This is a genomic window from Massilia sp. LjRoot122 (genome assembly GCF_964252725.1).
Taxonomy (GTDB): Bacteria; Pseudomonadota; Gammaproteobacteria; order Burkholderiales; family Burkholderiaceae_D; genus Telluria.
The window spans coordinates 3,589,517-3,607,581 of record NZ_CAXUPB020000001.1 but is presented as its reverse complement, the minus strand read 5'-3'; the positions used below and the strand labels follow the sequence as shown (position 1 = coordinate 3,607,581).

General features: G+C 64.5%; 16 protein-coding genes. 7 read left to right on the top strand and 9 right to left on the bottom strand.

Translation table 11 applies throughout. The features are described 5' to 3' along the window. The first annotated feature begins 116 nt into the window (after positions 1-116). Positions 117-1,904, top strand: a complete 1,788-nt coding sequence (locus ACSQ25_RS15760) for a serine hydrolase domain-containing protein (protein WP_436106617.1) — start codon at positions 117-119, stop codon at positions 1,902-1,904. Between the two features lie 87 nt (positions 1,905-1,991). On the opposite strand, the gene ACSQ25_RS15755 is transcribed toward ACSQ25_RS15760, so the two are convergent. The 7 genes from ACSQ25_RS15755 to ACSQ25_RS15725 all read right to left on the bottom strand — a co-directional run bounded on the left by ACSQ25_RS15755 (position 1,992) and on the right by ACSQ25_RS15725 (position 9,297). After that, positions 1,992-2,606, bottom strand: coding sequence for a DUF4304 domain-containing protein (locus ACSQ25_RS15755; protein WP_436106616.1), 615 nt, complete (start codon positions 2,604-2,606; stop codon positions 1,992-1,994). Between the two features lie 209 nt (positions 2,607-2,815). Beyond that, positions 2,816-3,334, bottom strand: a complete 519-nt coding sequence (locus ACSQ25_RS15750) for a GNAT family N-acetyltransferase (RefSeq protein ID WP_436106615.1) — start codon at positions 3,332-3,334, stop codon at positions 2,816-2,818. 20 nt (positions 3,335-3,354) lie between these two features. After that, entirely contained in the window at positions 3,355-4,374 is a 1,020-nt protein-coding gene (locus ACSQ25_RS15745; RefSeq protein ID WP_436106614.1) for a S41 family peptidase, read from the bottom strand. A 75-nt stretch (positions 4,375-4,449) separates the two neighbouring features. Further along, on the bottom strand, positions 4,450-5,622 hold the full coding sequence (locus ACSQ25_RS15740; protein WP_436106613.1) for a Gfo/Idh/MocA family protein: 1,173 nt from the start codon (positions 5,620-5,622) through the stop codon (positions 4,450-4,452). 55 nt (positions 5,623-5,677) lie between these two features. Next, entirely contained in the window at positions 5,678-7,024 is a 1,347-nt protein-coding gene (locus tag ACSQ25_RS15735) for a DUF3422 family protein (protein WP_436106612.1), read from the bottom strand. Positions 7,025-7,122: 98 nt separating this feature from the next. Next, positions 7,123-7,893 (bottom strand): slipin family protein, encoded by a 771-nt coding sequence (locus ACSQ25_RS15730; RefSeq protein WP_436106611.1) that lies wholly within the window; start codon positions 7,891-7,893, stop codon positions 7,123-7,125. A gap of 9 nt (positions 7,894-7,902) precedes the next feature. Then, positions 7,903-9,297 (bottom strand): NfeD family protein, encoded by a 1,395-nt coding sequence (locus ACSQ25_RS15725; protein ID WP_436106610.1) that lies wholly within the window; start codon positions 9,295-9,297, stop codon positions 7,903-7,905. 193 nt (positions 9,298-9,490) lie between these two features. Here ACSQ25_RS15725 and ACSQ25_RS15720 point away from each other — a divergent pair, with 193 nt between their 5' ends. Further along, positions 9,491-10,195, top strand: coding sequence for a YjjG family noncanonical pyrimidine nucleotidase (locus tag ACSQ25_RS15720; protein ID WP_436106609.1), 705 nt, complete (start codon positions 9,491-9,493; stop codon positions 10,193-10,195). Here the strand turns inward: ACSQ25_RS15720 and ACSQ25_RS15715 are convergent. Further along, on the bottom strand, positions 10,185-11,120 hold the full coding sequence (locus ACSQ25_RS15715; RefSeq protein ID WP_436106608.1) for a methyltransferase: 936 nt from the start codon (positions 11,118-11,120) through the stop codon (positions 10,185-10,187). The two genes, ACSQ25_RS15720 and ACSQ25_RS15715, sit on opposite strands and share 11 nt — an antisense overlap. Positions 11,121-11,292: 172 nt before the next feature. Here ACSQ25_RS15715 and ACSQ25_RS15710 point away from each other — a divergent pair, with 172 nt between their 5' ends. The 4 genes from ACSQ25_RS15710 (at position 11,293) to ACSQ25_RS15695 (ending at position 14,475) form a co-directional block, all read left to right on the top strand. Next, positions 11,293-11,481 (top strand): hypothetical protein, encoded by a 189-nt coding sequence (locus tag ACSQ25_RS15710; RefSeq protein WP_436106607.1) that lies wholly within the window; start codon positions 11,293-11,295, stop codon positions 11,479-11,481. Positions 11,482-11,504: 23 nt separating this feature from the next. Next, positions 11,505-12,365, top strand: a complete 861-nt coding sequence (ypfJ, locus tag ACSQ25_RS15705) for a KPN_02809 family neutral zinc metallopeptidase (RefSeq protein ID WP_436106606.1) — start codon at positions 11,505-11,507, stop codon at positions 12,363-12,365. A gap of 292 nt (positions 12,366-12,657) precedes the next feature. Further along, complete coding sequence (locus ACSQ25_RS15700) at positions 12,658-13,842, top strand: zinc-dependent alcohol dehydrogenase (protein WP_436106605.1); 1,185 nt, start codon at positions 12,658-12,660, stop codon at positions 13,840-13,842. A gap of 9 nt (positions 13,843-13,851) precedes the next feature. Beyond that, the gene (locus ACSQ25_RS15695) at positions 13,852-14,475 is read left to right on the top strand and encodes a hypothetical protein (protein WP_436106604.1); all 624 of its coding nucleotides are present in this window, start codon (positions 13,852-13,854) and stop codon (positions 14,473-14,475) included. On the opposite strand, the gene ACSQ25_RS15690 is transcribed toward ACSQ25_RS15695, so the two are convergent. Beyond that, positions 14,472-15,701: a PepSY-associated TM helix domain-containing protein gene (locus ACSQ25_RS15690; RefSeq protein WP_436106603.1), complete on the bottom strand. Its 1,230-nt coding sequence runs from the start codon at positions 15,699-15,701 to the stop codon at positions 14,472-14,474. The genes ACSQ25_RS15695 and ACSQ25_RS15690 overlap by 4 nt on opposite strands. A 102-nt stretch (positions 15,702-15,803) precedes the next feature. Between ACSQ25_RS15690 and ACSQ25_RS15685 the strand changes: the two genes are divergently transcribed. Next, the gene (locus tag ACSQ25_RS15685) at positions 15,804-17,957 is read left to right on the top strand and encodes a TonB-dependent receptor (protein ID WP_436106602.1); all 2,154 of its coding nucleotides are present in this window, start codon (positions 15,804-15,806) and stop codon (positions 17,955-17,957) included. Positions 17,958-18,065: the final 108 nt, after the last annotated feature.

The following is an 18,065-nucleotide window of genomic DNA, read 5'->3' as shown; positions in this document are numbered from 1 at the left end:
GGCGGTTGGAACAGTGAATGCCCGGATAGCGGAACCGAACGCCCTTCCAGGCTCGCGCAATGGCGATTGTGCGATCAAGTCCAGTGACGAGGCAGCGATGATGAAAGAGATAACGAATGAAAAAAAAGTATTCTTTTCTAACGGCGGCGGCACTGCTGCTGGCCTATTCGACTGCCTGCAACGCGGACGTTCTCTTGCCTTCTACCACGCCAGCCACATCCGTTGAACAGCAAGTCGACGCCTTGTTCGCGAAATGGAACAGGACCGATGTGCCCGGTGCTTCGGTTGTCGTGATCCGAGACGGCAAGGTGGTACTGAGCAAAAGCTACGGCATGGCCGACCTCGAACGCGGTGTGCCGATCACCAGCCAGACCGTGTTCAATGTCGGATCGGTCGCCAAGCAGTTCACCGCCTTTGCGATCCAGCTGCTCGTCCAGGACGGCAAGCTGGCTTTGGACGACGATATGCGCAAGTACCTGCCGGAGCTGCCGGACTTGAAGCAGACGATTACGATACGCCATCTGTTGCACCACACCAGCGGCATGCGTGACTCGTCCAATTTGCTGTCGCTGGCCGGCTGGCGCTACGAAGACGTCGCGATGCCGGAGGACATGCTCACCATGCTCAAGAACCAGCGCAAGCTGAACTTTGCGCCGGGGACAGAGCATTTGTACAGCAATGGGGGGTACATCGTGCTCGCGGCGATCGTCGAGCGGGTGTCGGGCCAGCCGCTCAGTAAGTTCGCGAAGGAGCGTATCTTCGATCCGCTGGGTATGAAGCACACGCGTTTCCAGACGCACATCAGCGACCTCGTGCCCAACCGCGCGCAGTCGTATGTGCTTGCGCCGGGCGGCGCTTATAAGAATTTGCCGACCAATAACATATCGCCCGGCCCGGGTAATCTGCTCACGACGGCCGAGGATCTGGCGCTGTGGGACCGCAATTTCGACGACGGACGGATCGGTGGAACGCAGCTCCAGGCGAAGATGCTGGAAACTGGGGTGCTTAACAGCGGAGCGCCCGTCAACTACGCGTCGGGCCTGTACTTCGAGACCTACCGGGGCCTGAAGCTGGTCGAGCATTTGGGCACTACGGCCGGCTACATCGCGATCATGTCGCGCTTTCCAGCCCAGCATTTCACCGTGATCGCACTTGCCAATGCCCGCAGCGTTGCGCCGGTCAGGCTGTCGCGCCAGATCACGGACATCTTCCTTGCCCAGGACGTGGCGCCGCAGCCCGCTCCAGCCCCTCCCAAGCAGTACCCCGCCGAGGTCAAGCTCGACCAGGCCAAGTTGGCAGCAGTCGCGGGATTCTATGCTCTGTCGCCGGAATTCGGCTGCAATTTCAGTGCCGAAAACGAGGGGCTGGCGATCCAATGCACCGGGCAGGGAAAAGCGCCCTTGTTCGCGTCGAGCGATCGCGCGTTTTTTGCCAAGATGGTCGATGCGCAATTCAGCTTCGATGCGCCTGGCAAGGCGGGCGTGTCGGAGCGGTTTGTGCTGCACCAGAACGGCAAGGACCAGCCTGGCCTGCGTACGCGCAAACCGTCGCTGTCCGATGCCGACATGCAGGCGTACGAGGGCAAGTACTACAGCGACGAGTTGCGCGTCCTGTACTCGATAGAACGCAAGAACGGCAAACTGGTCATGATCTTTCCACGAGGCGAATTACCGATGGACTATGCCGGCGGCCACAAGTTCTTTGCGCCTGGGCCGGTTGGGGTGGCCATGTTCGACTGCGCTGTGCCCACGGCCTGCAGTGGCTTCAAGGTGCATGGCGAACGCGTGCGCGAGTTGCAGTTCACTAAAGTAGCCCTTGTGGCGCCCAGTGCTCCCGCGACGGCCGCTAACGCCGTGCTTCCAAAGCGTCGCCCAGCCAGCCGGGCGAAAGCCGCGTCGCGTTAGGGCCGACCGCGAGGATTCAATGCCCTTGTACAAGTAGACATTCGCCAGCCCGCCGCGGTCCTTGGGCTGGAATGATGGCTCAAGTGTCTACAAGACTTGTAGCGATTCATAATGGGCGAGCATTTTTTCCAAATTGGCCCTCGCCCCGGTTGCCCGCTCTCCCACCCGCACAAGTCCACTTCTTGCAAAATCAGCGGCTGCGTCGATCCGCCCAAGCTCTGCAGCTATTTTTGCGAAATGAAGGCAACGTCCCGGATGGATTGACGAAGGCATTGTTCGCGAGATCAGAGCAGCGAAGCTTTCAGGAAAACTCTTGTATTGTTCAAAGAATGCCTGGCCTTGAGAAGGCCATTCACTAATAATAAACTCGACGTTTTCGAGAGCCTGTTCCATGGTGTCGCAGTATGCCCAGCCAAATCGAGGGCCAGGTGGCGGATGCATCCGCTCTCTGAAAACGCAGCCGGACTCCATCATTTTTTCGGGCTGTACACCATTTCCTCCTTCTGGCGTAAGAAACGAAAGATGGGCACCATGATTCAGATAAAACGTGTTGCCGCTCGAACTTCCCTGAACATTGAATACGTGGATCACTGGGCCATTAATTCGACGGAGTGTCGTGCCTGAACCCTTAAATCCTTCGGCTCGCAAGACTGGATATAGGCGCTTGGATAAGAGTGAAAAGAATGTTTTTCGGTCAACCATGCGTGAACACTTTTTTTATGAATTTCCGATTGAACTCGATGAGCACAAAATTCTCATTGCCGCCCACAACGTCCGCCATATGGAGAAATTGCCATTGACGGCTTATGGCCGTGACGGGTAACAACATCGGCGATTACAGGTTGCCTGAGACTGAACGGATCAGAAACCTTGCTTGCATCCACAACTGGAATACGCGAATCGCAACCGCTTTAAGTACGTTCGCGCATGTAACTATTGACTTCCTTGCCGTTCAGCTCAGTTTTCATTTCGAACGTCATTCCCAGGCGCTCGGCGACACGACGCGATGATTCATTTCCGGAAGCGATCAGTGCGCGAAGCTTCGGCTCACTTCGAACCTCGAACGCATACTTCAACACCGCCGCCGCCGCTTCGTTCGCGATTCCTTTTCCCCAGAATGCCCGATAGGTATTCCATCCCATTTCCATCACAGTTGATTCGTAGCGGAAGAAAGCTCCCACGCTGCCAACCAGCTGACCTGTCTGCCGGTCCTCTATCGACCACCAACCAGCCTGGTTCAGCAGCCATAACCCGGCATGTGAGTTGAAGATGCGCCAAGCGGTCTGACGGTCTGCCGAGCCCAAATGGGCTGAGCTTTCAGCATCCGACAAATGATCTGCAAATAATTCGAAGTCTTCAATACGATATTCCCGAAGCGTAAGCCGATCCGTGTGAAGGCGAGGCACGGAAATCGTCAGGGCGTCATTCATGAGAAGGCATCCTTCAATAATTAAATGGCATCGCGCTTTCGCTGCAGCAGGTCCTTGGCCACCGCAAGCGCATCGGCCTGTGGCGTCGCGATATCTGGCTTGACGCCCGTGCCTTCCCAGTTCGTGCGGGTAATCGGGCTAATGCTGCGGCTGTTCGGGATATCGGCATGGAAGTGGCTGCTGAGGCGATACGAGGCGACCGGATGGGCGCCGCCCCAGGTCGGCTCGCCAATGACGGTGGCGCGTTTCAGTGCCTGCATCGTATAAGTGAAATCTTCGCCGGCCGACCCGGTGCGGGGGCCTGCCAGGATCACGATCGGCTTCTTGCCGCCATAGCGTTTGCCGTCGAGTCTGTCTTCAGTCCAGAACTGCTGCGTCCGGCCGGAATCGCGCGACCAGATGTCGTTCAGGCGGGTGCGCTGGTCGACGAAATAGCTGATCAAGAGAGCCACCGATTGGGGGGAGCCGCCACGGTGGTCGCGCACGTCGATGACGAGCGCGTCGGTATCGGCTAAGGTGTTCATCACGGAGGCATACTTTTCCGCAACGAGGGAGGGGGGAGGGAATGCCGATAGCCGCAGATAGCCGATGGCAGGAGTCAGGCGTCCGACCTTGTCGATGCCGGATTTCCCGCTCGGCGGCGCACTTGTCATGCTATCCGGATCGCGGTCGGGGCGCAGGAACCTGGGGCTGAACCTCACCTTCATATGCTTATCGTGGGCGACGGAAGCCATATCGGCCGTGAGCTGCGAGGCAAATCGCATGCCATTGCTGATCGCATCGTACTTGCCGTCCTGCTGCCGCTTGCGCAGCAAGGTTTCGATTTGTTTTGCAGCGTCGGGAAACACGTAATGCTGGTTCAGTTCCATCACCAGGCTATCGATTGCCTGCGTGCGCATGGCGCCGTCGAGCACGACTTCGTCGGGCTGCCTGAACGCAAACGCGCCAGTCAGCACCAAAGACAGCAATACCAGTGCGACGACAAGTTTTGCTTTACCTCCCGCCAATTCAAAGCCTCGAGGGTCGGTGATGGTTTTCATGGGCTGCCTCTCCTTTTTATCTTTTTATTCTAGAGGGCGTTGCAAGCTGAATATGCTTGAATTGTCACGCTGTCATCAGGCCGCTAACGGCCGCGTCGCATTCTTCTGCGCCTTCAAGACCAATTCGGCCGCCAGTAAAGCCTGTTCCTGATTTTGTGCCGTCTCGGTCCGGTTGACGATGTCCGCTACGAACTCTCGTCCGAACGGTAGGTCGAGCTTGCTGCAATCCAGGTAGCGCGTTTCCTTTCGATCGACGATCAGCAAATGGTTGTTGCCCTGTCGCCCAAGCGGATCGATGTATTTGCGCAGTTCGATATAACCTTCGGTGCCGAGGATGAACAAACGGCCGTCACCCCAGGTCGCCAAGCCATCGGGCGTAAACCAGTCCACACGCACATAGCCGGTGCCGCCATTGCCGGTCAGCAGCATGTCGCCGAAGTCTTCGAAATTCGGGTATGCCGGATGGGCGAGGTTAGCGGTCTGGGAAGCGACCACTGTTGCCTTGGTCGAGCCGGTATAGAACAGGAACTGGTCGGCCTGGTGCGAGCCGATGTCCGTCAGGATGCCGCCGTAGCGCTTCCCATCAAAAAACCAGGCTGGCCGCGAAGATGCCCTCAGGCGGTGCGGCGCCAGATTCACAGTTTGAATGACCTTGCCGATGGCGCCGGCCTGCACGAGCTCACCTGCTTTCACGGCTGCCGGCACTTCCAGACGTTCGGAATACATGATCGCGAACTTGCGCCTGGTCTCACGAATAGTCCTGCGCACTGCCGCAAGTTGGGCAAGGCTGGTAACGGCGGGTTTGTCGCTCAAAAAATCCTTCTCGGCTTTCATCACGCGGATACCCAAGGGGGCGCGCTGGTCGGGAACCGGTGCCCCGATCACAAGCTGGATTGAACGGTCCTGCAGGATGGCATCCTCGCTGGCTGCTTCGGGTACGTCGCCGAAGCGCGCGCGGAACTCGGCGAGCTGCTTGTTCTTCAGCCCCTCCTGATTCGTCGACAGGACGGAGACGAGTCGCCCGCCGCCCCGCAGGACCGCCGCAGTCATGCTCATGATGTGGGCGTGATCCAGTCCGATGACGGCGAAGCGGATGGTTTGGACGGGTGCCGGGACCTTCGGATCGGCTTCCAGCACCTGGTGCCGGATGTTTTCCGATCCCGTTTGGGCGAAGCCGATGCCGGGAATGGAAGCGGTGCCCGCCAACCCGGCCACATGGAGAAAGCGCCTGCGATCGAACGGGTTCATTTCAAAATTTCCATCCTTTTTTCACGGTTGATTGTACGAGGCTTGTCAGGTCTTCCTAGTGGCCGCGCCGCCCGATCCGGTGGTGCACCCTGCGCTGCGCCAGCCAGACCGCGCCTGCGACCACCGGCACCAGGATCCCGAGCGCCAGGTCCGGATTGATCGGCAGGCCGGCCGCCTTGGCCGCCTTGCCCGCGTAGCCGAGCAGGCCCACCAGGTAGTAGGAGATCGCGGCCACCGACAGACCCTCGACCGCGAGCTGCAGGCGCAGCTGCTGGGCGGCGCGGGCGTTCATCGATTCCAGGATCCTGCGGTTTTGCAGCTCCTGCACGATGCCGACCCGGGTGCGCAGCAGGTCGTTGCTGTCGGCGATGCGGCGCCCCAGCGCGTCCTGGCGCGCACTGACCGCGTCGCAGGTGTGCATCGCCGGCGCCAGGCGCCGTTCCATGAATTCTTCCACCGTGGGCGTGCCTTCGATGCGCACTTCGCGCAGTTCCTCGATGCGCGCCTTGACGATCCCGAAATAGGCTTTCGAGGCCGAGAAGCGGTAACCGTTGTCGAGCACCAGCTTCTCGCGGCGCGCGGCCAGGCGCGTGATCTGGTCGAGCAGGCGCTGCTCGCCTTCCGCGCCTTTCTCGGCAGGGGCCATGTCGGTGGCGACCATGGCGCTGGCCAGCGAAGACAGCTCGGCTTCGATGTGGTCGAGTTCCGTGCTGACGGTGCGCGCGGCGGGCAGGCCGAGCAGGGCCATCATGCGGTAGGTTTCGATCTCGAGCACCCGCTGCACCAGGCGTCCGCCCTGCAGGTGGCGCATGCCGAGGTCGCGGATCACGAAGCGGCTGAAACCGTCGGACTGGATCGCGAAATCGGTCCACAGCTCGGCGCCCTGCATCACGGAGGAACCGGCCAGTTGGTTGCGTTCGAAGACCGAGGGGAGGCGGGAAGCATCGGCATCGCCCTTGACCAGGGCCACGTGGGCCGCCGCCATCAGGCTGCCTTCCAGCCGCGCCAGCCAGGCCGCCGGCAGGAAGGACAGCGGCACCTGCGCAAAGGCCTCGTGCAGTGCCATGTCGGGCGGCAGCGGCGCGGCCACGGTATAGGTGGCGAACTCGGTATGGCATTCCCACTTCAGCCGGAAGCTGCCGAAGTCGTGGAAGAAGTGGTTGCTGCCCGGGCCCGGCGCCGCGACGCCGAAATGCCCGCACAGTTCACCCAGCAGGCGGTGCTGGGAATGCTGGCCCGGCGGGCCGGCCTCGCCGCCGTGGCAGACGGCCAGGTGGGTAATCGCCTCGGGAGCGTCGATGCGCATGAAGGGGCGCGAGTGGAGCTCGGCCGCGAGCGGCACGCGCGACGGATGGTTCAGCGTTACGTTGAAGTCTCTCACTGGGCTCTTTCGTAATGACATACTGGTCGTATTGACTAGTATGTCATTACCAGCCGTTTCATGCTGAGGGTCAAGCAGATGGCGCTGAACACTCAGGATGTTGAGCGGACCAAGGCGGTTCAGCCCGCGTCCTTGCGCAGGCGCGTATCGAGGCCGGCCAGCACGTCGATCGGCAGCGGAAACACGATGGTGGAGGACTTGTCGCCCGCGATGGCGTTGAGGGTCTGCAGGTAGCGCAGCTGCATTGCGCCGGATTGCTGCGACAGTACCCGCGCGGCCTGCTGCAGCTTCTCGGAGGCCTGCAGCTCGCCCTCGGCGTGGATGACTTTCGCGCGCCGCTCGCGCTCGGCCTCGGCCTGGCGCGCGATGGCGCGGATCATCGATTCGTCCAGGTCGACGTGCTTGATCTCGACATTGGCGACCTTGATGCCCCAGGCGTCGGTCTGCGCGTCCAGCACCTGCTGGATGTCGAGGTTCAGGCGCTCGCGTTCGGCCAGCATTTCGTCGAGCTCGTGCTTGCCGAGCACGGCGCGCAGGGTGGTCTGGGCCAGCTGGCTGGTGGCTTCCATGAAGTTCGCGACCTGGATGATGGCGCGCTCCGGGTCGACCACGCGGAAGTAGAGCACGGCATTGACCTTGACCGAGACGTTGTCGCGAGAGATGACGTCCTGGGTCGGCACGTCGAGCACGATGGTGCGCAGGTCGACCCGCACCATCTGCTGCACCACCGGGATGATGATGACCAGGCCCGGTCCCTTCACGCTCCAGAAGCGGCCGAGCTGGAACACCACGCCGCGTTCGTATTCGCGCAGGATCCGGATCGCCGCGACCAGCAGCGCCAGCACCAGGAACAAGAGGCCGCCGAGGCCGATACCGATACCCGTGATCATCGCGTTCTCCTAGTTGTTGTCGGCAGGGACCACTTCGAGCCGCAAGCCGCTGCGGCCGACGATGCGCACCGTCTGGGCCGCGTGCAGCGGGGCGCTGCTGATGGCATGCCACAGTTCGCCCTCGACCCTGACCCATGCTTCGTGGACGCTGCGCTGGCCGATCTGCTCGACCGTGCACAGGGCGCCGACCAGTCCCGCCGCGCCGCTGGTCACCGGACGGCGGCGGGTCTTGAGGGCCAGGCGCACGGTGCCGAACAGCAGCAGGGCGCTGGCGGTGGCGAGCGTGCCGACCAGGCCGGGCGGGATACCGTAGCCGGGCAGCTCGGTGTCGATCAGCATCAGGGCGCCCGCCACGAAGGCGGCGATCCCGCCCAGCCCGAGGATGCCGAAGCTGGGCAGGAAGGCTTCGGCAGCCATGAAGGCCAGCCCGAGCACGATCAGGGCCAGGCCGGCGTAGTTCACCGGCAGCAGCTGCAGCGCGTACAGTCCCAGCAGCAGGCTGATGGCGCCGATCACGCCGGGCGCCACCGCGCCCGGGTTCATGAATTCGAAGATCAGGCCGTACATGCCGACCGTCATCAGGAGCAGGGCGACGCTGGGGTTGGCGATCGCCGCCAGCGCATTGTTGCGCCAGTCGGGCGCGAACTCGACCACCAGCGCGCCCTTGGTCTGCAGCCGGCGCGGCTGGCCCGCCAGCGTGACCGTGCGGCCGTCGAGCCGCTCCAGCAGGGCGGGGACGCTGGGCGCCAGCACGTCGATGACTTGCAGGCGCAAGGCATCCTCGGCGCTCAGGCTGACGGATTCGCGCACGGCCCGTTCGGCCCAGTCGGCATTGCGGCCGCGCAGCTGGGCCAGGGCGCGCAGGTAGGCGGCGGCATCGTTGAGGGCCTTGGCTTTCATGGGGGATGCGGCATCTGGACGGGACGCGTCGGGAGCCTCCTTGCCCGCCTTGTCGGGCGGCGGCTGGGGTGGCGCCAGGCCGATCTCGACCGGTGTGGCGGCGCCGACATTCGTGCCCGGCGCCATGGCCGCGATGTGGCTCGCGTACAGGACATAGGTACCGGCGCTGGCGGCGCGCGCACCGCTGGGGGCGACGTAGGTGGCGACCGGCACCGGCGAGGCCAGGATCGCCTTGATCACGGTGCGCATCGAGGTGTCGAGGCCGCCGGGGGTGTCCATGCGCAGGACCAGCAGGCCGTGTCCGAGCGATGCGGAGCGCGCGATGCCGCGCACGACGTGGTCGGCGCTGGCCGGACCGATGGCGCCGTCGATCGTCAGCAGGCCGACGGCTGCCGGCCCTGCGGCAGCGGAGGCGGAAGGGAATAGGCAAAAGAGAGCAAGCAGCAGCGCGACCAGGGATGAGGCCGACACGGCCGATGCCGCAGCGAGCTGGTGGCGTAACACGTTCGCCTCCTGAATCGACGCCGGCCGCGAGCTGGACCGGACACGGACTTGGACAGCGTCCCCGGCCGGGTGTTCCCCGGGGCGGGGTTGTCAATATTCTCAGCTTAGCACGTGCAGCCGATTCCATTGGCAGTCTTCGCGTTTTTACCCATGCTAAGATGCAACACAACGGCAGGCATCATCGGACGCATCAGTGAAACACAAATTATTCCTCTTCGATCTGGACGATACCCTCCTCGACTTCAAGGCCTCCGAACGGCTCTCCTTCGTGCGAACGATGCGCGAACTCGGCCTCGAGGGTGAACTCGAAAACCTGTTCCAGCAATACCAGGCGATCAACCTGGCGCTATGGCGCGCCTTCGAACTGGGCAGCGTGTCGAAAGACCTGCTCAAGGTCGAGCGCTTCCGCCAGACCTTCGATGCTAACGGCCTCGACCTCGACCCAGCCCGGGCCAGCAGCGTCTATCTCGACTCGCTGTCCGAGACCGTGGTCCTGGTCGAGGGCGCCCAGCGCCTGTGCGAAAGCCTGTCTGCGGTCGGCGAAGTCGGCATCATCACCAATGGCGTGCATCACATCCAGCACCGGCGCATCGCCAGTTCCGGCTTGGGCGGGCACATCGCTTTTGTCGCGACCTCGGAAGCCTGCGGCCACGCCAAGCCGGACAGCCGCTTTTTCGATTACACGGTCAAGATGGCGCGCAGCTTTTCGAAACAGGAGACCGTCATCGTCGGCGACCGCCTGGATGCGGACATCCTCGGCGCCAACCGCTTCGGCATCGACAGTTGCTGGTTCAATCCGGGGCGCCTGGCGAACGACAGCGAGGCGCTGCCCAGCTGGGAGGTCGCCAGCCTCGACGAGGTCATTCCCGTACTGACCGGCAGGTATATCAGCGCTTGATCGCGTGCAGCCACACCGCCGCGATCCGCTCGGCGTCCTCGTAGCCCGGTTCACCCAGCTGGCCGCTGAAGATGTCCGGGTCCAGCTCTTCGTAGCTCCAGTGGTCGCACTGCGCTTCCAGCTCGGGACGGACCGCTTCCAGAAATTCGTCGGTCTCGCCGGCGATCGCCACGCCCGTGTAGAGCATCAGGTTGCCGCCGCGGCGCAGCCGTCCCAGGCTCTCCCTGACGATGCGCACCGACAGTTCGGCGCCGCGCATGCCGCCGCCGTGACGGTAGGGCAGTTCGCTCGGGTCGAGCACATAGGGCGGGTTCGATACGATCAGGTCGAAATCGCCCTCCAGGCCGTCGAACAGGTCGCTGTGGCAGGCGCGCAGGTTGGGCAGCCCCGCCAGCTGCGCGTTCACCACCGTCAGCGCCAGCGCGCGCGTATTGATGTCGGCACCGATCACCTCGGCGTGCGGGAACTGGCGTGCGATCGCCAGTGCGCCGGCGCCGCCGCCGCAGCCGATGTCCACGGCCCGGGTCGGCCCCGAGCCGAGCCAGGGAAATGCCCGCACCATGGTGCCCACGAAGCGGTAGGTATCGGGCCCGAAGAAGACCGAATCCTCATCATCGGTCGGGTAGGCCGAGTGGAACACCAGCAGTTCCCCCAGCGTCGAGGCGCGGAGGGTCGCACGCAGCAGGCTGCCGTCGGGCTCCACGATGCCGGCCTCGCGCATCAGCGACAGGAGTTCCGGCGCCACGTCGTCCGGCGCGAACGGCCGGCTCCAGCCGAAGATGCCGCGCAGGTCGGTGGCGCGCTCGTTGCCGGGACGACGGTTGATGCGGCGGTGGGTGGACGGGGTCACCGTGATGAAACGGTAGCCGTGCTCGCGCAGGTAGCGGCCGACGGCAATCAGGGCCTTGGCATGTGGACTGGTCATGCCCGCAGGGTCGCACGCGCGCGCGCAACATGCTGTGCGCCAGCGAACGGAAGGGCTTGACTTGATGGCAAGAAATTACCTCTGCTATGTGAGCATGCGTACAGTCCGAACCGGGGCGGGTGTCCATACTCGATTGCACAGGGTTCATCCTTCGGCCCACGGGAGAAGCGGCATGGCAAACAGGGACGGCGTGGAGGGGCAGCGGGGCCGGATCGAGCGCGAAATTGCGCGCGAGCGCCATGAGCGTGCATTGCACGACGAGGCCAGAAGCGGATTGGGAACGCTGGAAGAAGAATTCCGTACCAAGGACGCACGCGAGCGTGTCGATACGAGCAATCTGAAACGTCATCCGGGGCGCTGACCCGGCCGGCAAAGGAGACAGGCATGAAATGGGAAGGCGAACGCCAGAGCGATAACGTGGAGGACCGCCGCGGCGGTGGAGGAGGCGGCTTCGGGGGCCTGGGCGGACGCACCGTCGGCATCGGCACCCTGGTGATCGCCCTGGTGGGCGGCGCCATCTTCGGCGTCGATCCGGGCACCATCCTCGCCCTGCTGGGCGGTGGCGGCGGGCCGGTGCCGGTGCAGCACGCGCCGCGCGCGGAGCCGGCCAACGATCCGCAAACCCAGTTCGTGCGGGCGACCCTGGGTTCGACCGAGGATGCCTGGGCCACGCTGTTCGCGGCCCAGGGCGCGCAATACCAGCCGGCCCGCCTGGTGCTGTTCGAGGACGCCACGGCCACCGCCTGCGGCACCGGACGCAGCGCCACCGGCCCGTTCTACTGCCCGGCCGACCGCCAGGTCTACATCGACCTGGGCTTCTTCCGGCTGATGGAGCAGCGCTTCCAGGTGGCCGGCGAATTCGCCCAGGCCTACGTCATCGCGCACGAGGTGGGGCACCACGTCCAGAACCTGATGGGCCTCTCCGACCAGGTCCACAATGCCCAGCGCGGCGTGTCCGAGAAGGAAGGCAATGCGCTGTCGGTGCGGCTCGAGCTGCAGGCCGACTGCTTCGCCGGCATCTGGGCCAACCAGCGCAAGCAGGTCATCGAACCGGGCGACGTCGAAGCCGCCCTGGCCGCGGCTACCGCGATCGGCGACGATGCGCTGCAGCGCCAGTCGCAGGGCACGGTGGTGCCGGATTCGTTCACCCACGGCAGCTCGGCCCAGCGGGCGCGCTGGTTCAAGCGCGGCCTGGAGAGCGGCAGCGTGGAGCAGTGCAATACTTTCGAGGCGCGCCAGCTGTAGGGTGGGCGGGTCTCCCGCCCACGCGGTGATAGATACGGGCTCCGTTATCGAGCATGATGATCTCGCTGCAAACTACCACCGCGTGGGCGGCGAAGCCGCCCACCCTACGAAACTCGGGCCTGTGTAGGACAAATTCTCGTCGGGCGCCCCGAGGGCCGCCCGACCCATCAAATCGCCCCGTTCGTTTCCGTGCGCGTATCGCAATCTTGGGTGTTTTGCCATAACGTGTTTTCACAAGCCCGCCGAGATAGCGGGCTCCGTGTATCCGTCATGACATCATCGAGGAGGAGTTATGCTGGCAATGAACTACCGCGGGCCTTACCGCGTCCGCGCCGATCACAAGCCCGACCCCGTCATCGAGCACCCAGGCGACGCCATCGTGCGCGTCACCCGCTCCTGCATCTGCGGCTCGGACCTGCACCTGTACCATGGCCTTGTGCCCGACACCCGCGTCGGCCACACCTTCGGCCATGAGTTCATCGGCGTAGTGGAAGAGGTCGGCTCCGGTGTCCAGCACCTGAAGGTCGGCGACAAGGTGCTGGTGCCCTTCAACGTGTTCTGCGGCTCCTGCTTCTTCTGCGACCGCGAACTCTACGGCAATTGCCACAACATGAATGCGGAATCCACCGCCGTCGGCTCGATCTACGGCTATTCGCACACGGCGGGCGGCTACGACGGTGGCCAGGCCGAGCTGGTGCGCGTGCCGATGGCCGACGTCGGCCCGATGGTGATCCCCGACGACATCCACGATGACGACGCCGTGCTGCTCACCGATGCGGTGCCGACCGGCTACCAGGCGGCCGAGATGGGCGACATCCAGGAAGGCGACACGGTGGTCGTGTTCGGCGCCGGTCCGGTCGGCATCTTCGCCGCCAAGTCGGCCTGGCTGATGGGCGCCGGCCGCGTGATCGTGGTCGACCACATCGAATACCGGCTCGAGTTCGTCAAGCGCTATGCCCAATGCGAGGTGGTCAACTTCAAGGAAGTGCGCGACATGGCCGAGCACATCAAGAAGATGACTGACTGGATGGGCGCCGACGTCTGCATCGACGCGGTCGGCTGCGAAGCCTCGGGCAATGCGATGCAGTCGCTCACCGGGCGCTACGCGATGATGCAGGCCGGCTCGGCCACCGCGCTGCACTGGTGCATCAACTCGGTGCGCAAGGGCGGCAATGTGTCGATCGTCGGTGTGTATGGACCGACCTTCAACTTCGTTCCGATCGGCAATGCGCTGAACAAGGGCCTGACCCTGCGCATGAACCAGGCCAGCGTCAAGCGCCACCTGCCGCGCCTGATCGAGCACATCCGCGCGGGACGCCTGAATCCGAAGGAGATCATCACCCACCGGGTGCCGCTGGAAGAAGTGTCGGATGCCTACCACATCTTCTCGGGCAAGCTCGACAACTGCATCAAGACCATCCTGATCCCGCCGAACGCCAACCAGGTGAAGGCGGTCTCGGCCAGCGCAATGCATTAAGGAGCGACCATGGAAGCACGCAAGGACATCACCGAACACAAGCACCATGGCCACGAACATGGCCACCTTCAGCAGCACCCGGGCCAGGGCCACATCGCACCGCGCCGTCCCTCGCGCCAGGAGCTACAGCACATCAACGGCTGGGGCGCCGACCTCGACCGCAAGGACCGCCCCGGCGTGCCGATGGAACGCACGCCGCCGCGCTTCATCAACCAGCCCGACGGCGATCCGCCCCAGCAGCAGGAGAAGGTCGAGATCCTGGTGTCGACCGAGCGCCCGGGCATCACCCAGGTGTTCGGCACCGTGCAGCCGCCTTCGGGCCTGTCGGGCATGATCCGGCGCCTGGCCTTCAAGTCGAGCGAGAACGACATCCGCCACTGGCTGCTCCTGCTGTTGGCCGATCGCGTCAACATGGTCGAAGGCATCGCCGATGACCTCGCACACGGGAAGATCCCGAACGTGCTGGGCGAGATGGGCATCAAGGCCGAGATGCAGCACAACCCGGCCGGGCTGGCGAAGAAGGCGGTGATCACCGCCGCCGTGGTCGGCACGGCGGTCTACCTGATGAAGCGGCGCGACCGCGAGGAAGTCCGCTACGAAGCTGACCGTTACGGCAAGCGTTATTACCGCTAGGCCCGGCGCGCGCTCGCCTGTTCAGTTGTCAGGGCGGGCGCCGTTCTGGGCTGTGCCTTTGGCGCCGTGCGCTTGGCCGGCTTGCGGCGGAACTTGATCCAGACCACCAGTCCGGTGATGAAGAACAGCAGCGGCGTGAAGCCGGCGATGCTGATCACGACGCGCCCCAGGGTGCCGAAGGCTTCGCCGGAATGGAGCGGGAACATGGTGCTGACGAACCAGTCGCCGCCGCGCGCGCTGAGCGGATCGATGGCCCGCAGCACCGCGCCGCTGCCGGCGTCCACGCTCACGCGGGTCGCGCCCGGGCCGTGGCGCAGCTCGCCCGGCTGGCGCAGCCTGACTTCATAAGGCTGCTCCGGCTTGGCCGGAATGCTGATGCGCGACACCCGACCCTCGGGAAAGCGCGCCTGCGCCGCCGTCATCGCCGCGCCCGCGTCGATGCGCGGCGCGTCCTTCGGGCTGGCGTTCAGCTGCTTGTCGTTCTTGCTGAGCGGCGCGACCGCCCGGATGGCCGGCGTCACCCAGTCCGGCATATTGAAGTAAATCCCCGAAAAGGCCAGCACCAGCAGCACCGGCGCCGTATAGAAGCCGGCCGCGCGGTGCAGCTGGAAGTTGAATTTCGGCCAGTTACTGCCGCGGCGCACCGTGATCGCATGCCAGAAGGCTGACAGGGTCATCTTCGGCCACCAGACCACGATGCCGGTCAGGGCAAGCAGCAGCAAGGCCACGCCCTGCACGGCAATCACCACCTTGCCCACGTCGCCGGCCATCAGGTAGCGGTGCAGGTGGAACATGGTCGGCATCAGGAGCGGCCGCGACAGGCCGGCTTCGCCCCAGTTGCGTTCGCCCAGCACCGCCAGGTTCGCCGGGTCGACCATGACCTGGCGCGTCACCCCCTGGGTCCAGCTCGACGCCGGCTTGCCCGGCCGGTACCAGGCGACGTAGACATCTCCGTGCACCTCGGGCAGGAACAGGCTGTCGGGCCGTCCGTAGGCGGGGTCGCCCGCCAGGCGCGTCAGGACTGCCGACACCTGGGCGGGCGAGGGGCGCGCCTCGCTGCCGGCCACGGCGCCCGGCGGCGGCGCCACCTGCAGCAGACCCGGATTGAGCCAGGCATCGAGTTCATGACGCCAGCCGATGACGGTGCCGGTGAGTCCCTGCAGGACCAGGATGGTGCCGAAAATCAGTCCGGCCCAGAGGTGAACAGTGCGGATGAGCGGTTTCATGCCCTGAATGATAACCGAAATGAGAATGATTCTGATCTTGCGTCCTTACATGATAATAGTTATCATTTCGGGATTCCTGTAGAGAAAGCGTATTGGATTTCCATGAATAACAAGAACCCGATCAAGCCACTGAGCGCCGCCGTTGCCGCCGCCTGCATGCTGATGGCCATGTCCCATGCAGCCGCACAAGAACAAGGTCCGACCCAGGCGCAGGAAGACGAGCTCGCCTCGGTGGTCGTCACCGCCACCCGCACCGCCAAGGCGGTCGACAAGATCCCGGGCGCGGTCTCGGTGATCACCCAGCAGGAACTGGCGACCCAATACCTGATCGCCGACGATCCTTCGCAGGCGCTGGCGACCTATGTCCCCGGCTATGCGCCGAGCCGCCAGAAGATGACCTCGACCGGCGAATCGCTGCGCGGGCGCCAGCCGCTGATCCTGTTCGACGGCATCCCGCAATCGAACCCGCTGCGCGCCGGCATGCGCGAGGGCTACTTCGCCGACAGCGCCATCATCGAGCGCATCGAAGTCATCAACGGCGCCTCGGCCATGCAGGGCATGGGCGCGACCGGCGGCATCATCAACTACATCACCAAGACCCCGCGCAGCGAGGGCACCACCTACACGGTCAACACCCGCTTCGCCAGCCAGTTCGAGTCCGACAGCCTCGACTGGAAGACCGGCCTGACGGTCGCCCATAAATCGGGCGACTTCGACATGCTGGCCTTCGCCAGCGTGCAGCGCCGCGGCATGGGCTACGACGGCAGCGGCCGCCGCCTGGGCGTCGACGCCGTGCAGGGCGATACCATGGATTCGCATGGCAACGACCTGTTCCTCAAGCTCGGCAAGTCCTTCGGCGCCCAGCGCCTGCAGCTGACCCTGAACCGCTTCGACCTGGCCGGTGACGGCGACTATCGCAGCGTGCCCGGCAACGTGGCCCAGCGTCTGCCGACCAGCTCGGTCCCCGGCACCCCGATCGGTATGCCGCCGCGTAACAAGGTGCGCAGCGCCAGCATCGACTACCGCCACAACGACCTGGCGGGAGGCTATCTGACCGTGCAGCTGTTCGGCCACGAGTTCTCGGCCCTGTATGGCGCCACCAATACCTCTACCTTCCAGGACCGGAATATCGCCCCGGTCGGGACCCTGTACGACCAGTCGCAGGTCGTGACCGACAAGCGCGGCTCGCGCATGACCTGGGTCCGGCCGGACCTGCTGGTGCCGGGCCTGGAACTGACGGCCGGCGTCGACTGGCTGCAGGACAACCCCCAGCAGCGCCTGGCGGGGACCGGCCGCACTTGGGTGCCGGAACTGAAATTCCGTTCGCTCGCACCCTTCACCCAGCTCGAATACGAATTCGGCCCGGTGACCGTGCGCGGCGGCGTACGCTACGAAGACGCCAAACTGGACGTCGACACCTATACCACCCTGGCCGCCTACGGCAGCCGCCGGGTGGAGGGCGGTTCCGCCGAGTTTTCGAAAGCGGTGAAGAACATCGGCGCCGTGTGGCGCTTCGCGCCGGGCTGGTCGGCCTTCGTGGGCAGTTCGGAAGGCTTCGGCCTGCCGGACGCCGGCCTGGTGCTGCGCGGCGTGGCGGTGCCGAACCAGTCGGTGTCGAGCCTGATCAGCCTGCAGCCCATCGTCACCCGCAACAACGAGATCGGCATCAACTGGCGCGGCAGCCGGGGCCAGTTCGGCCTGTCGCGCTACGATTCGCGCTCCAAGCTGGGCAGCGTGATCCGCATCACCTCTGCCGGCATCGGCCTGGTCGAGCGCGTGCCGACCACGGTCAAGGGCTGGGAAGCGAACGTCGAGTGGCGTCCGACCAAGGAGCTGAGCCTGTTCGGCACCTGGGCCACCACCGACGGCAAGACCGCCGCCACGCAAGGCGCGCCGATGGACCTCGACCTCGGCGCCCGTTCGCAGGGCCCGGACAAGTCGGTGCTGGGCGCCAACTGGAAGTTCCGCCCCCAGGCCCAGCTGCGCCTGCAGGCCACCCACCTGCGCGACCGCGACATCAACATCGGCCGCCGCGTCGGCACCAGCAACCTGGAAGAGCACTTCAAGGGCTATACCCTGGTCGATGCCGCCACCACCTGGGATACCAGCTACGGCCGCTTCGGCCTGAGCCTGGAGAACCTGTTCGACAAGCAGTACGTCGGCTACTACTCGCAGTCGGCCGCCGCCGTCGATGCCAACGCCACCTACGCCGGCCGCGGCCGTACGCTGGCGCTCAGCTGGAACCGCAGCTTCTAAGCTGCATGCAGGCGGGCGCTTCGGCTGCCCGCCTGCATGAGCGTTGCGCTCAAGCAAATCCTTTCTGCTGAGCTCGTCCACACTGTCCGGTGGGCGGCCCATCCTGGG

Bases quoted from the DNA above. Each gene is read 5' to 3' on its own strand.
- ypfJ (WP_436106606.1), top strand. From the start codon at position 11,505: ATGAAATGGGAAGGCGAACGCCAGAGCGATAACGTGGAGGACCGCCGC.
- ACSQ25_RS15750 (WP_436106615.1), bottom strand. From the start codon at position 3,334: ATGAATGACGCCCTGACGATTTCCGTGCCTCGCCTTCACACGGATCGG.
- ACSQ25_RS15730 (WP_436106611.1), bottom strand. From the start codon at position 7,893: ATGATCACGGGTATCGGTATCGGCCTCGGCGGCCTCTTGTTCCTGGTG.
- ACSQ25_RS15710 (WP_436106607.1), top strand. From the start codon at position 11,293: ATGGCAAACAGGGACGGCGTGGAGGGGCAGCGGGGCCGGATCGAGCGC.
- ACSQ25_RS15700 (WP_436106605.1), top strand. From the start codon at position 12,658: ATGCTGGCAATGAACTACCGCGGGCCTTACCGCGTCCGCGCCGATCAC.
- ACSQ25_RS15755 (WP_436106616.1), bottom strand. From the start codon at position 2,606: ATGGTTGACCGAAAAACATTCTTTTCACTCTTATCCAAGCGCCTATAT.
- ACSQ25_RS15690 (WP_436106603.1), bottom strand. From the start codon at position 15,701: ATGAAACCGCTCATCCGCACTGTTCACCTCTGGGCCGGACTGATTTTC.
- ACSQ25_RS15745 (WP_436106614.1), bottom strand. From the start codon at position 4,374: ATGAAAACCATCACCGACCCTCGAGGCTTTGAATTGGCGGGAGGTAAA.
- ACSQ25_RS15695 (WP_436106604.1), top strand. From the start codon at position 13,852: ATGGAAGCACGCAAGGACATCACCGAACACAAGCACCATGGCCACGAA.
- ACSQ25_RS15735 (WP_436106612.1), bottom strand. From the start codon at position 7,024: ATGTCATTACGAAAGAGCCCAGTGAGAGACTTCAACGTAACGCTGAAC.
- ACSQ25_RS15740 (WP_436106613.1), bottom strand. From the start codon at position 5,622: ATGAACCCGTTCGATCGCAGGCGCTTTCTCCATGTGGCCGGGTTGGCG.
- ACSQ25_RS15685 (WP_436106602.1), top strand. From the start codon at position 15,804: ATGAATAACAAGAACCCGATCAAGCCACTGAGCGCCGCCGTTGCCGCC.
- ACSQ25_RS15760 (WP_436106617.1), top strand. From the start codon at position 117: ATGAAAAAAAAGTATTCTTTTCTAACGGCGGCGGCACTGCTGCTGGCC.
- ACSQ25_RS15715 (WP_436106608.1), bottom strand. From the start codon at position 11,120: ATGACCAGTCCACATGCCAAGGCCCTGATTGCCGTCGGCCGCTACCTG.